The sequence below is a fragment of the Streptococcus sp. HMSC064H09 genome, assembly GCF_001812625.1.
GTDB lineage: Bacteria > Bacillota > Bacilli > Lactobacillales > Streptococcaceae > Streptococcus.
In genome coordinates this window covers 4762-17732 of record NZ_KV809579.1, presented here as the reverse complement: position 1 = coordinate 17732, position 12971 = coordinate 4762, and the positions used below count along the sequence as shown (strand labels likewise).

Annotated in this window: 13 protein-coding genes and 1 tRNA gene; 5 read left to right on the top strand and 9 right to left on the bottom strand. The window is 40.9% G+C overall.

What is annotated here, in order from left to right; all coding sequences use genetic code 11:
- Positions 1–36: 36 nt before the first annotated feature.
- Positions 37–1293 carry a D-alanyl-D-alanine carboxypeptidase PBP3 gene (pbp3, locus tag HMPREF2867_RS04810; RefSeq protein WP_022496763.1) on the top strand — a complete coding sequence of 419 codons (1257 nt, stop codon included), beginning with the start codon at positions 37–39 and terminating at the stop codon, positions 1291–1293.
- Between the two features lie 129 nt (positions 1294–1422).
- Here the strand turns inward: pbp3 and HMPREF2867_RS04805 are convergent, their stop codons facing one another.
- Both HMPREF2867_RS04805 and HMPREF2867_RS04800 read right to left on the bottom strand, forming a co-directional pair.
- Positions 1423–3873 carry an ATP-dependent Clp protease ATP-binding subunit gene (locus HMPREF2867_RS04805; protein ID WP_004182161.1) on the bottom strand — a complete coding sequence of 817 codons (2451 nt, stop codon included), beginning with the start codon at positions 3871–3873 and terminating at the stop codon, positions 1423–1425.
- Positions 3874–4329: a CtsR family transcriptional regulator gene (locus HMPREF2867_RS04800; RefSeq protein WP_002889615.1), complete on the bottom strand. Its 456-nt coding sequence runs from the start codon at positions 4327–4329 to the stop codon at positions 3874–3876.
- Positions 4330–4646: 317 nt separating this feature from the next.
- Between HMPREF2867_RS04800 and HMPREF2867_RS04795 the strand changes: the two genes are divergently transcribed.
- A complete protein-coding gene (locus tag HMPREF2867_RS04795; RefSeq protein ID WP_004182164.1) occupies positions 4647–5117 on the top strand; it encodes a COG2426 family protein in 471 nt (156 codons plus the stop codon).
- Between the two features lie 108 nt (positions 5118–5225).
- On the opposite strand, the gene tsf is transcribed toward HMPREF2867_RS04795, so the two are convergent.
- Positions 5226–6266, bottom strand: a complete 1041-nt coding sequence (gene tsf / locus HMPREF2867_RS04790; RefSeq protein WP_002886343.1) for a translation elongation factor Ts — start codon at positions 6264–6266, stop codon at positions 5226–5228.
- A 110-nt stretch (positions 6267–6376) separates the two neighbouring features.
- Positions 6377–7144 carry a 30S ribosomal protein S2 gene (rpsB, locus tag HMPREF2867_RS04785; protein WP_002886342.1) on the bottom strand — a complete coding sequence of 256 codons (768 nt, stop codon included), beginning with the start codon at positions 7142–7144 and terminating at the stop codon, positions 6377–6379.
- Between the two features lie 271 nt (positions 7145–7415).
- Between rpsB and ahpC the strand changes: the two genes are divergently transcribed.
- The 3 genes from ahpC to HMPREF2867_RS04770 all read left to right on the top strand — a co-directional run bounded on the left by ahpC (position 7416) and on the right by HMPREF2867_RS04770 (position 9771).
- Entirely contained in the window at positions 7416–7976 is a 561-nt protein-coding gene (gene ahpC, locus HMPREF2867_RS04780) for an alkyl hydroperoxide reductase subunit C (protein WP_037599758.1), read from the top strand.
- A 16-nt stretch (positions 7977–7992) separates the two neighbouring features.
- Positions 7993–9525, top strand: coding sequence for an alkyl hydroperoxide reductase subunit F (gene ahpF / locus HMPREF2867_RS04775; protein WP_070576123.1), 1533 nt, complete (start codon positions 7993–7995; stop codon positions 9523–9525).
- Between the two features lie 175 nt (positions 9526–9700).
- Positions 9701–9771, top strand: a tRNA-Cys gene (locus HMPREF2867_RS04770).
- An 87-nt stretch (positions 9772–9858) separates the two neighbouring features.
- Here the strand turns inward: HMPREF2867_RS04770 and HMPREF2867_RS04765 are convergent.
- The 5 genes from HMPREF2867_RS04765 to HMPREF2867_RS11335 all read right to left on the bottom strand — a co-directional run.
- Positions 9859–10404, bottom strand: a complete 546-nt coding sequence (locus HMPREF2867_RS04765) for an NAD(P)H-dependent oxidoreductase (RefSeq protein ID WP_070576120.1) — start codon at positions 10402–10404, stop codon at positions 9859–9861.
- 87 nt (positions 10405–10491) lie between these two features.
- Positions 10492–10920 (bottom strand): MarR family winged helix-turn-helix transcriptional regulator, encoded by a 429-nt coding sequence (locus tag HMPREF2867_RS04760; protein ID WP_002886332.1) that lies wholly within the window; start codon positions 10918–10920, stop codon positions 10492–10494.
- Between the two features lie 132 nt (positions 10921–11052).
- Positions 11053–11283 (bottom strand): GlsB/YeaQ/YmgE family stress response membrane protein, encoded by a 231-nt coding sequence (locus HMPREF2867_RS04755; protein WP_002889604.1) that lies wholly within the window; start codon positions 11281–11283, stop codon positions 11053–11055.
- A gap of 19 nt (positions 11284–11302) precedes the next feature.
- A complete protein-coding gene (locus HMPREF2867_RS04750; protein ID WP_070576117.1) occupies positions 11303–12544 on the bottom strand; it encodes an aminopeptidase in 1242 nt (413 codons plus the stop codon).
- Between the two features lie 163 nt (positions 12545–12707).
- The coding region (locus HMPREF2867_RS11335) for a helix-hairpin-helix domain-containing protein (RefSeq protein WP_176744099.1) at positions 12708–12971 on the bottom strand (264 nt) is incomplete at its 5' end.

Genomic DNA, 12971 nt, shown 5'->3' with positions numbered 1-12971 from the left:
TATAATAAATATCCAAAACACATGAAGGAACAAACCATGAAAAAACTGATTACGCTTATGATGACCTTCTTACTCTGTCTGGGAAGCGTAGCCCCTGCTTTTGCAGCAGATAAGAAAAAAGGATATGATGCCGCAGCCAAACATGCCATCGCTGTCGAAGCGACTACTGGCAAAATTTTATACGAAAAAGATGCCACTACCTCTACAGGGATTGGCTCTATTACCAAGCTCCTAACGGCCTACATGGTGTATAAAGCGGTAGATCAGGGAGACCTCAAATGGAATAGCAAAGTTGAGATTTCTGACTATCCCTTTGAACTAACTGTCAGTGCCGGAGTATCCAATATTCCACTAGATGCCCGTAAGTACACTGTTAAACAGCTCCTTGACGCAACCCTTATTTCCAGTGCCAATAGTGCATCCATTGCTCTAGCTGAGGAAATCGGTGGAACCGAAAGCAAGTTTGTCGATATGATGAAAGCCCAACTTAAAGATTGGGGTATCACTGATGCCAAGATTGTCAATGCCTCTGGTCTTAATAATTCCTACTTAGGTGACAATATCTATCCAGGCTCTAAATCTGACGAAGAAAACACCATGAGTGCTAAGGACGTTGCTATCATTGCGCAACACGTGGTGAAAGAATATCCTGAAATTCTCGATATCACTAAAAAAACCGAGGCTGATTTTGATGGTGTCAACAAACTTAAAACCTTCAACTACATGCTTAAGGGACAACCTAGTTACCGCAAGGGAGTTGATGGTCTAAAAACAGGTACCACCGATTTGGCCGGTGCTTCCTTCGTGGCCCACTCAAATGAAAGTGGCATGAGCATTATCACAGTCATTATGAATGCTGATAATACCGATACTGATGACTACGCCCGTTTCACTGCAACCAATGACCTACTTAACTACGTAGTCTATCATTGGGAAAGCAAGACCATTGCCAAAAAAGGACAAGCTATCGGTAAAAGTCAAGCCCATGTTATTGATGGTAAATCTAAGCAAGTCACTGCCGTCGCTAAGTCTGACTTTAATATCATCCAAAAAATAGATGCTAACAATAGTAAACATATTAAAGTTACTACAAATCAAGTCCAAGCTCCTGTCAAACCAGGAGACAAGGTTGGAACTGCTACCTTTGAAGATAAGTCACTTGTCGGAGAAGGTTACCTACCTAACCAAGGTATGCCTAGCATGGAACTGGTTGCTGGTAAAGAAGTTAAGAAAAGCTTCTTCCTCAAGGTCTGGTGGAATCACTTTGTCACCTTTGTCAACGAAAAACTCTAAACCTTATAGTCGAGCCTTGCTCGGCTTTTTCTTTTACCCAACTTTACAGAAAGATTGACTCTACCTTGACTCCTGTTGACACAAACAAAAAGACAAACTACACCTGTAATCTGTCTTTTTGTTTAATCTTTACACTACTGTAAAGGTTAATTTATCTTTCGAACAACCAATCTTAAGGGTTTGTCCACTCACTACTTGGCCGCCTAGTAAGAGCTCAGATAACTTATCCTCAACCTGAGTTTGAATCGTGCGACGTAATGGACGAGCACCCATCTCAACATCATAGCCATCTTTAGCCAAATGCTTGAGGGCAGCTGGTTGGAATTTCAAGTCAATCCCTTTTTCAGCCAAAGCTGAAACCAACGGTTTTACCATAATTTTGACAATCTCACGAAGCTGTTCTTCCTCTAAGCTATGGAAGACAACCTTCTCATCAATACGGTTGATAAACTCTGGACGGTAGGCCTTCTTAAGCTCTTCCATGATACGTGACTGCATAGCTTGATGATTATGAGAAATGTCTCGAGCACCAAAACCAACAGTCTTATCATCGCGAAGAGCAGTCGCCCCCAAGTTCGAAGTCATTATGATAATGGTATTTGAGAAGTCGACTTTACGACCTCGACTATCCGTCAAGACACCATCATCCAAAACCTGTAAGAGAATGTTGAAAATGTCTGGGTGAGCCTTTTCTACCTCGTCAAAAAGAAGAACTGAGTAAGGCTTGTTACGAACTTTTTCTGTTAACTCACCACCCTCATCATATCCAACATAACCTGGAGGAGCACCGTTAAGGCGGCTAGCCGCAAATTTTTCCATGTATTCTGACATGTCAAAGCGAAGCAAAGCTGACTCATCATCAAAGAGAACCTCCGCCAAAGCCTTGGCCAATTCTGTCTTACCAACACCAGTAGGTCCAAGGAACATGAAGGAACCAATCGGACGTTTGCCAGTACGAATACCTGACTGGTTACGACGAATAGCACGACTAATCGCTGAAACTGCTTCGTCTTGACCAATAACACGTTTGTGAAGCTCTGCTTCCAGATTCAAGTAACGCTTGCTATCTGCCTGAGTCATCTTCTCAACAGGAATACCTGATAGACGACTAAGGGTTTGCATAATCTGATCTGCATCTACCAAGGCAGGTTTTGGTAATTTTGCTTTTTGGCTAGCCTTATATTGTTTAACAGCAGCCTTCATATCACCAGATAGAAGCGCTTCGTCCAAAGGCGTTATTTCAAGTTTGGCTTCTTTTTTGATACGACCTTGAACAGTTGCACTCGCTTCATCTAAAAGGTCAATGGCAGAGTCAGGTAAGTTTTTACTCGTCAAATAACGGTGGGCTGCCTTGACTGCTGTCTCAACCGCCTCATCAGTAATCGTTACACGATGATAGTCTTCATAAGACGACCGTAGGCCTTTTAGAATATCAATCGCCTCAGCTACACTTGGCTCCTCGATTGTAATCTTAGCAAAACGGCGAGAAAGAGCTGCATCTTTCTCAATATGCTTCTGGTACTCAGCTTGAGTAGTTGCTCCAACCATATGAAGGGTTCCACGTGCTAGAGCGGGTTTCAAAATATTCGCCGCATCTAAGGTACTATCAATACCTGAACCAGAACCGATAATCGTATGCAATTCGTCAATAAAGAGAATGATTTTTCCATCAGCTTCAATCTCATCAATGATCTGATTCATACGTTCTTCGAAATCGCCACGGAAACGTGTTCCTGCAACCACACTCATCATATCAAGCTCTAAGATACGCATATCAGCCAACTCAAAAGGTACTTCGCCTGAAGCAATACGCTGTGCTAAGCCAAGCGCAAGTGCCGTCTTACCAACACCTGCTTCACCCACAAGAACTGGGTTATTCTTCGTTTTACGACTCAAAACCTGAATCATGCGTGAAATTTCTTTCTCACGTCCAATAACAGGATCAAGAGCACCTGACTCGGCCACTGCCGTTAAGTCCTTGGTATAATCTGCCAACTCCCCAGTAGAAGATTGAGGAGGCTGCATCATATTAGCAAAATTTCCTGATGTCTTTGATTTTTTAGGCTTACGAAGATCATGAATGGCCTTCAAATCTTGCTTACTAAGACCTGCATAACGCTCCAAAGAACGTCGTAAATCGATAATACGAGGCTTATCGCTGTCATCCTTATATTGAAAACCAGCAACTTCAAGGAGACGACAAACCATCAAATCCTTATGAAGGAGAAAGGCCATCAATACATGTTCAGACCCTACCTCTACAGCACCAGTCACACCAGCAATTCCCTCTGCCTCTTGCAACATAGCCCCTAAAGCATGTGACTGTGCACGTAAATCGATAATATCTGATTCAGACAAGTCTTTTGGACTTTTCTCCATCGCTAGTACAGCAGCGGTCTCAATCTCTTCCGCACGAATACGGTCCTCAAAATCAGTAAATGTTAGGTAGGCTACAGATCCTGGAACCTCAACCATAGCCAGAAGCACATGCCAAGTCTCCAGAAAAGGACTTCCAAAACGCTCTGCCTCAAGCTGCGCACGATGGAAAATGGCCTGCATTTTTCTTGAATATGTCGTCATCTAATTTCCTTTTCTATCCAATCTAAGTAATAGCGAGCGTAGAATACGCGAACGAATAGCAGCCGCATCTGCGCCTAAAATATCATCACTAGCAGTTGCTAAAATCAAATTTCCCTCACGTTCTGTGATGATTTTTTCATCAAAAAGCAACTGGATCAAGTCTGTAAATACCTGCTCGCTGAGTTGATCCGCTAAGTTCTGAAGCAAATCATTAATCATGTGGTGCTTGTCAGAGAATCTGACTTTGACGATACGAATATAACCGCCACCTCCACGCTTACTCTCAACAATATAACCACGACTTTCTGTAAAGCGGGTCTTAATAACATAATTAATCTGACTCGGTACAACTTGAAAAGTATCTGCTAAGTTCGAGCGTTGAATCTCAGCAATTCCAGACTGGCCCAGCAATTCTTTAATATATTCTTCTATACTATCTGATGTATTTCTTGCCATCTTAATTCCTCCAGTCTAATTTGACTATAACTGACTATTATTATACCAAAAATGTCAGCTCATGGGAAACTATACCTTCAAAAAGCTTTTTAAAGTTGTCATTAGAGACCATATAAGATACAATAAATAAGACTAAAATATTAGGTAACTTAAGGTGTTTGATTCAAATTTTCTATCCACTTTGACAGGCTGAGACCCACCTAATCCAACAAGTACTTTTTAGCACTTTCGCAGTAGTATTAGTCTTATCACTCTCGATAAAGCTCATGTCATTTTGAGTCTTATCTCTTATTTTATTCCCCTATGAAAGGTTACTCATGAAATACATCATTGCACTCTTAATCTCTATGATTCCTTTGGTTGAGCTCCGTGGAGCCGTTCCTGTTGCTATCGCCTCAGGTATCCCTTGGTGGCAAGCCCTAATTCTTTGTGTCATTGGGAACATGATTCCAGTTCCAATTATCTTCTTCTTCGCCCGCCGTGTCCTCGAATGGGGGGCAGATAAACCTCTAATTGGTGGCTTCTTTACCTGGTGTCTTAAAAAAGGTCACAGTGGTGGCCAAAAACTTGAAAAAGCTGCTGGAGATAAGGGTGTCTTCTGGGCCCTTCTACTTTTTGTGGGAATTCCGCTTCCAGGAACAGGAGCTTGGACTGGTACCCTAGCAGCATCTATCCTAGATTGGGACTTTAAACGTAGTGTTATTGCTGTTATGCTTGGGGTTATCCTTGCAGGTATCATCATGGGAACACTCTCTCTTCTACTTGGTGTAAATACCTTCGCTCATTAATTACTTTTTTCAACGTCTGGGGCATGCTCAGACGTTTTTTTAATAGCAACAAAAAAGAAGTTACGATTCATTCACGTAACTTCTTTTCTTTTTATCTAGCAACTAGAATTAGTTGTTAAGAGCTGCTGCCATTGTAGCTGCAACTTCTGATTCAAAGTCGTTAGATGCTTTTTCGATACCTTCACCAACTTCAAAGCGAACGAATTCTACTACTGAAGCGTTTACTGATTCAAGGTAAGCTTCAACTGTTTTGCTGTCGTCCATGATGTAAACTTGAGCAAGAAGTGTGTATGCTTGGTCAACTTTAGTGTTGTCAAGCAAGAAGCGGTCCATTTTACCTGGGATGATTTTATCCCAGATTTTTTCTGGTTTACCTTCAGCAGCCAACTCAGCTTTGATATCTTCTTCAGCTTGAGCAAGAACAGCATCAGTCAATTGAGCTTTAGAACCATATTTAAGGTGTGGAAGAGCTGGTTTGTTAACCATAGCACGGCTTTCGTTATCTTGATCGATAGCGTGGTTAAGTTGTGCCAATTCATCTTTAACAAATTGTTCGTCCAATTCAGTGTATGAAAGAACAGTTGGTTTCATCGCTGCGATGTGCATTGAGATTTGTTTTGCAAGAGCATCATCTCCACCTTCGATAACTGAAACAACACCGATACGTCCACCGTTGTGTTGGTAAGCTCCGAAGTGTTGTGCATCAGTTTTCTCAACAACTGCAAAACGACGGAATGAAATCTTTTCACCGATAGTAGCTGTAGCAGTTACGTATGCAGCTTCAAGAGTTTCACCTGAAGGCATAGTCAATGCAAGTGCTTCTTCGTTGTTAGCTGGTTTACCTTCAGCAATTACTTTAGCTGTTTCGTTTACCAACTCAACGAATTGAGCGTTCTTCGCAACGAAGTCAGTTTCAGCGTTAACTTCAACAACTGCTGCAACGTTACCGTTAACGTAAACACCAGTCAAACCTTCAGCTGCAACACGGTCAGCTTTCTTAGCTGCTTTAGCCATACCTTTTTCGCGAAGCAATTCAATTGCTTTTTCGATATCACCTTCAACTTCAACCAATGCTTTTTTAGCGTCCATGACACCAGCACCAGATTTTTCACGCAATTCTTTAACAAGTTTAGCTGTAATTTCTGCCATTTTGTTTTTCTCCAAATTTATTTTATCAAACTAAGGGGCAGGGCTGAGCCCCGCCCCTTAGGTGTTTGTCGTATCTTTAGTGGGCATTGAGCCCAAACCAATCTTAAAGATTAGTTGTTGTCACCTTCGACAACTTCAACGATTTCTTCGATTGAATCAGCTGCAGCTGCTTCTTGGAAATCTGCAGAAGCATCTTCACCTTGGTTACCTTCGATGATAGCATCAGCCATTTTTGAAGTGATCAATTTAACGGCACGGATAGCGTCATCGTTAGCTGGGATGATTACATCAATCTCATCTGGATCAGCGTTTGTATCAACCATCGCTACAACTGGGATACCAAGTTTTTTAGCTTCTTTAACAGCGATTTGTTCTTTGTGTGGGTCAACGATGTAGATTACATCTGGAATGCGAGGCATATCTTCGATACCACCCAAGAATTTTTCAAGACGTGCACGTTGTTTGTTAAGAAGTGCAACTTCTTTCTTAGGAAGAACTTCGAAAGTTCCATCAGCTTCCATTTGTTTGATTTCTTTCAAACGAGCGATACGTTTTTGGATAGTATCCCAGTTTGTAAGAGTACCACCCAACCAACGGTGGTTGATGTAGTATTGACCAGCACGAGTTGCTTCTTCAGCTACTGCTTCAGCTGCTTGTTTTTTAGTACCAACGAACAAGATTACTGCATCGTTAGCTGCTGCTTCACGAACGAATTCGTAAGCTGTATCAGCCATTTTTACAGTTTGTTGCAAGTCGATAACGTGGATCCCGTTACGTTCTGTGAAGATGTACTTAGCCATCTTAGGATTCCAGCGACGAGTTTGGTGACCGAAGTGAACACCAGCCTCAAGAAGTTGTTTCATTGAAATTACTGCCATGAGTATTTCTCCTTAAAAATTGTTTTTTCCTCTTCTAAGCTTTAGACTTGCAGTCCCACCCTGCGGCAACAAGACCACAATCGGCTTAGAATGAGTATTTGTCACTTTACGCAACTATAATAGTTTATCAAAAAAAGTGACATTTGACAAGCTCTAAAACCAGTCTGACCATTAGAAAAATCCCCTCTCATTAAAATTGCAATCGTTTTCTTTGAGGTTGATGAGTATTTTGTTTATAATTAGGCTATTAAAAATAGAGGAGGACATTATTTTGTCATTAGTCGGAAAAGAAATTATTGAATTTTCAGCACAGGCTTATCACAACGGGGAATTCATTACTGTTACAGATGAAGATGTTAAAGGTAAATGGGCGGTCTTCTGCTTCTATCCTGCAGATTTTTCATTTGTCTGCCCAACTGAACTCGGTGACCTTCAAGAACAATATGAAGCTCTTAAATCTCTTGGTGTAGAGGTTTACTCTGTCTCTACCGATACTCACTTTGTTCACAAAGCTTGGCATGATGACTCAGATGTTGTTGGAACTATTACTTATCCTATGATTGGGGATCCTTCACACCACATCTCACAAGGTTTTGATGTTCTTGGACAAGATGGTCTCGCACAACGTGGTACATTCATTATTGATCCAGATGGTGTTATCCAAATGATGGAAATTAACGCTGATGGTATTGGACGCGATGCAAGTACTCTTGTTGATAAAGTCCGTGCTGCTCAATACATTCGTCAACATCCAGGTGAAGTTTGTCCAGCCAAATGGAAAGAAGGAGCTGAAACACTTACTCCTAGCTTAGATCTTGTAGGTAAAATTTAACAACCAGGGGGTATCCATGGTCTTAGATAAAGAAATCAAGACACAATTAGCGCAGTATTTAAATTTACTAGAATCTGATATTGTATTACAAACAGATTTAGGGGATGATGATAATTCTCGTAAAGTAAAAGAATTTCTAGACGAGATTGTTGCTATGTCTGACCGCATTAGTCTTGAATCAACACATTTAAAACGTCAACCTAGTTTTGGTATTGCACAAAAAGGGCAAAAAAGTCGTGTTATTTTCTCAGGCTTACCAATGGGCCACGAATTCACATCTTTCATTTTAGCTCTCTTGCAAGTTTCTGGTCGTCCACCTAAAGTTGATGAGGATATTATCGAACGTATCAAGAAGATTGATAAACCCATCGATTTAGAAACTTATGTTTCACTAACCTGTCACAATTGTCCAGACGTTGTTCAAGCCTTTAATATAATGGCTGTTTTGAACCCAAATATCACTCACACTATGATTGAAGGTGGTATGTATCAAGATGAGGTCAAAGCCAAAGGTATTATGTCTGTTCCTACGGTTTACAAAGACCAAGAAGAATTTACGTCTGGTCGTGCAACCATTGAACAGCTTGTAGAAAAGTTGGACGGACCACTTGAAGCTGAGGCTTTCGCTGATAAAAGTGTCTATGATGTTTTGGTTATTGGTGGTGGTCCTGCTGGAAACAGTGCTGCAATTTACGCTGCTCGTAAAGGGCTTAAAACTGGGCTTTTAGCAGAAACTTTTGGTGGACAAGTTATCGAGACAGTTGGTATTGAGAACATGATTGGTACGCTATATACAGAAGGTCCTAAGTTAATGGCCCAAGTTGAAGAGCATACGAAATCTTATGATGTTGATATCATCAAAAGTCAATTAGCCACTGGCATTGAGAAGAAAGAACTTATTGAAGTGACACTGGCTAACGGTGCCGTTTTAAAATCTAAAACGGCTATCCTAGCTCTCGGAGCCAAATGGCGTAATATCAACGTTCCTGGCGAAGATGAATTCCGCAATAAAGGGGTTACTTACTGTCCACACTGCGATGGTCCTCTATTTGAAGGAAAAGATGTTGCTGTTATCGGTGGTGGTAACTCAGGTTTGGAAGCTGCTTTGGATTTAGCGGGTATTACTAAACACGTTACAGTCTTAGAGTTCTTGCCTGAATTAAAGGCAGATCAAGTCTTACAAGAACGAGCTGCTAAAACTGATAATCTAACCATTCTTAAGAACGTTGCAACCAAAGAAATTCTTGGTCAAGATCATGTGACTGGTTTGAGTTACGTTGAGCGTGATACAAACGAAGAAAAACATCTTGATCTTGAAGGTGTCTTTGTCCAAATTGGTCTTGTACCAAGTACTGCTTGGCTCAAAGACAGTGGTATTGAACTCAATGAACGCCAAGAAATTATCGTTGATAAATTTGGTTCAACAAATATCCCTGGTATTTTTGCCGCAGGTGACTGTACTGACAGCGCCTACAAACAAATCATTATTTCCATGGGATCTGGTGCTACAGCTGCTATCGGAGCCTTTGATTACTTGATTAGACAATAATCAAAACATACGTGTTAGTAATCTATCTACAACAATTACAAGAAATATAAAGAGGTTGAATGTCTTTCAGCCTCTTTATATTTCTTGTAAATAGGCAGTTTGAATAATCAACCAGCCAATTTGATGAAAGAGACTTGACGAATCTTTGTTTTTTCGATAGAATGGTATCTGTTATGGCGGTATAGCCAAGTGGTAAGGCACGGCTCTGCAAAAGCTTGATCGTCGGTTCAAATCCGTCTACCGCCTTCATAATACGAGGACACCTTAGGGTGTCTTTTTTCATTGTTGCATATAAAAATACCCGAAGCTAAATATCTCGGGTATTCGTTATTCTTATTTAATCGCTTCAACCAAAGCCTCTGCTTGAGTCTGAAGGCTTTCAAGAACTTCTGCTATTGCTACGAATTTTCCATCCACCCAGGCTGTATCATTTACATGTGTCGCTGTAAAATCACCAACCACTTGGGTACGGATAAATGGTAACAATTCTTTGTAGACATCAAAAAGTTGATTGTGACCACCATTAGCAACTGATGACACAGTTACAATCTTATCTTGAAGAGCTGATGGTCCTGAAGGATCTGATAGGTCAAGGGCGCGGCTCAACCAGTCAAGCAAATTTTTCACTGGCCCAGGAATTGAAAAATTATAAACCGGTGAGAAAATCCAGATTGCATCTGCTGCCAAGACCTGCTCTCGAACTTCTGCCAAAACAGGAAGAACCGGACTTTCTAAATCCTGATTAAAAACAGGTACTTGACTATAGTCAAGATAAGAAACATTAGCTTTATCAGCTAGCATTTTCTCAGCTTCTTCTGCTAATTGGTGGTTAAATGATCCCTTACGAAGAGACCCAACGATAAATAGAATGTTTTTCATGATACATTTCCTTTGTATTTCTAACAATTAATAATTAGTACTACATAGTAACATATGCGGTTTCATTAGAAATATAAAGAAATATGCTCAGACATTCTTAAATTTTTTCAGTAGCTCTACCAACTGTGCCTGCTCTTCAGGTGTCAGAACGGAAAAAGTCTCCTCAATAGCTCGCTGATGTGGGGGGATTGCTGCTTGAATAATACGACGTCCCTCATCCGTCAAATCAACCTCGAAAGCACGCTTATCTGTTTGGCAGGCTTCTCGCGTCAGCCAGCCTTTTTTCTCCATATTTTTAATGACGACAGTCATATTACCGGAGGTAGCAAGCATGCGGTCAATTAATTCGCCAATCTTCATACGTCCTTTAGCATTAAGCACGTCCATGACTCCAAATTGAGTTGGTGTCAAATTAAATTCTTTAAAGGTCTCAGAAACCTTGGCATCGATGGTACGAAAAGCCTTACGCATAACTACCATACTTTTTACAGCCATATTTTTATCTAAGTCACTCATTTCTAGTCCTTTCCAAATAGATGCTGTTTTTATTACTCTACCACAGTTTTTCTAAAAGTGGTATATGAAAATGAAAAAATAAGAAAAAAGAGTCCTTAGATATCTAACCAATACCTCAGAACTCTTTCATTTCTAACTATTACGATTCCAAAAAAGGGCTAATAAGATAACAGCACCTAGCACCGAAGGGACTATAGCAGTATCTGCTAACATCGGTCCCCAATTTCCAAAAAGAAGCTGACCAACAAAAGCACCTAGCCATCCAACAAAGGTCTTGCCAATACAGCCCATACGTTCACCCCTATTTGATATAGCAGAAGCAATAAGGCCAATTAGAAAACCAACTATCATACTTCCAATCATGATAAATTCTCCATCATACTTAGATTACCCAATCCCCATTTCGGAAGATTGGTACACGACTACCATCTTGGCAGATACCATCAATATCCATTTGATTTGAACCAATCATAAAATCTACGTGTACATCAGAACGATTAAGACCAGCTTCCTTAAGCTCCTCTTCTGTCATGTCTGCCCCTCCCTCAACACTGGTAGCATAGGCTGCTCCAATAGCTAGGTGGTTGGATGCATTCTCATCAAAAAGAGTGTTAAAGAAAGTGATGCCTGACTGTGAAATAGGACTTGGATCTGGTACCAAAGCACATTCACCTAGAGCACGCGCCCCATTATTGTTGAATACGAGATTCTTCATCACCTCATCACCTTGATCCGCTGTGATATCTACAATTTCACCGTCTTTGAAGGTTACCTTGATTCCCTCAATAATATTGCCATTGTAACTTAGAGGCTTTGTACTTGAGACATAGCCATCTGCACGACGAAAATCTGGTGCCGTAAAGACTTCTTCTGTTGGCATATTAGGAAGAAAGCCTTCACCTTGCGCATTGATGGCACCTGCAGACTCCCAAACGTGATTTTTAGGCAACCCTAGAGTCAAATCTGTTCCAGGTGCTTGGTAATGCAAGGCTGAGAATTGTGCCTCATTGAGTAGGCGTGCCTTAGCATCCAAACGGTCAGCATGTTCCTTCCAGGCACGTACAGGATCCTCTTCATAAACACGACAGGTCTTGAAAATTTGGTCCCAAAGTAAATCTACAGCTTCCTCATCACTCGAAGCATCGGGAAAGACCTTCTTAGCCCATTCCTTACCAGCTGCAGCAGCTACAGTCCAACTAACCTTATTAGACTGAGTTGCCACCTGCATAGGTTTAAAGGCCACTCCAGTAGCTTTTGCATGAGCAGATAAACGCTCAGGAGCTACACCATTAAGGGCACCTGGATCTGATGAACGAACACCTAAGCGACTTGCCTTCTTGGCCAACAAATATTCCATCTCAGCTTTTTTATAGGCAGGAACCTCTTCGATGCGGTCCATATCGGCATGCAAGAAGCGCTCGCGATTAATAATATCATCTGACCATTGAACAATTACCTCAGCTGCTCCTAAAGCATAGGCTTCTTTTACTAAGAGGTGAGCTAGCTCTGCTTGTTCTACATCAATGCTCAAGGCCACTGTGTGACCAGGTTGCACATTAATCCCATTAGCAACCAGTAATTTAGCATATTTCTCAAGATTTTCTTTAAAATTTGGTAAAACCATGATTAACTCCTCGAAACTATAATTTTCTATCAGTATACCATAAGACGAAGAAAAAGGTTTCTTCTCAGCTTTGACTTTTTAGCATCACATGCAGACCCCTAAACAAAAAGAGAACGGAGACTGACTCCATTCTCTCAAAGTTGATGACGATTCTCTTTAGCTATTAAAAGAAATCATCAAAAAGACTTAATTGATTATCTTCTGGCATATTTCCTAGGATTCCCATTTCATCCAATTTTTCAACTAGGGTTGATGATAGACCTCCTCGTTTACGCAATTCTGTTTTGGAAAGGAACTCCCCTTCTTCACGCGCAGCAACCACTTGCTTAGCAACGTTCTCACCCAAACCTTCAAGTGCAATAAACGGTGGAATCAAGGTATCTCCTTCAATCAGAAATTCAGTTGCCTGACTCTTATAAAGATCTAA

Coding starts and splice junctions, on each gene's coding strand:
- pbp3 (WP_022496763.1), top strand. CDS start 37: ATGAAAAAACTGATTACGCTTATGATGACCTTCTTACTCTGTCTGGGA.
- HMPREF2867_RS04805 (WP_004182161.1), bottom strand. CDS start 3,873: ATGACGACATATTCAAGAAAAATGCAGGCCATTTTCCATCGTGCGCAG.
- HMPREF2867_RS04800 (WP_002889615.1), bottom strand. CDS start 4,329: ATGGCAAGAAATACATCAGATAGTATAGAAGAATATATTAAAGAATTG.
- HMPREF2867_RS04795 (WP_004182164.1), top strand. CDS start 4,647: ATGAAATACATCATTGCACTCTTAATCTCTATGATTCCTTTGGTTGAG.
- tsf (WP_002886343.1), bottom strand. CDS start 6,266: ATGGCAGAAATTACAGCTAAACTTGTTAAAGAATTGCGTGAAAAATCT.
- rpsB (WP_002886342.1), bottom strand. CDS start 7,144: ATGGCAGTAATTTCAATGAAACAACTTCTTGAGGCTGGTGTTCACTTC.
- ahpF (WP_070576123.1), top strand. CDS start 7,993: ATGGTCTTAGATAAAGAAATCAAGACACAATTAGCGCAGTATTTAAAT.
- HMPREF2867_RS04765 (WP_070576120.1), bottom strand. CDS start 10,404: ATGAAAAACATTCTATTTATCGTTGGGTCTCTTCGTAAGGGATCATTT.
- HMPREF2867_RS04760 (WP_002886332.1), bottom strand. CDS start 10,920: ATGAGTGACTTAGATAAAAATATGGCTGTAAAAAGTATGGTAGTTATG.
- HMPREF2867_RS04755 (WP_002889604.1), bottom strand. CDS start 11,283: ATGATTGGAAGTATGATAGTTGGTTTTCTAATTGGCCTTATTGCTTCT.
- HMPREF2867_RS04750 (WP_070576117.1), bottom strand. CDS start 12,544: ATGGTTTTACCAAATTTTAAAGAAAATCTTGAGAAATATGCTAAATTA.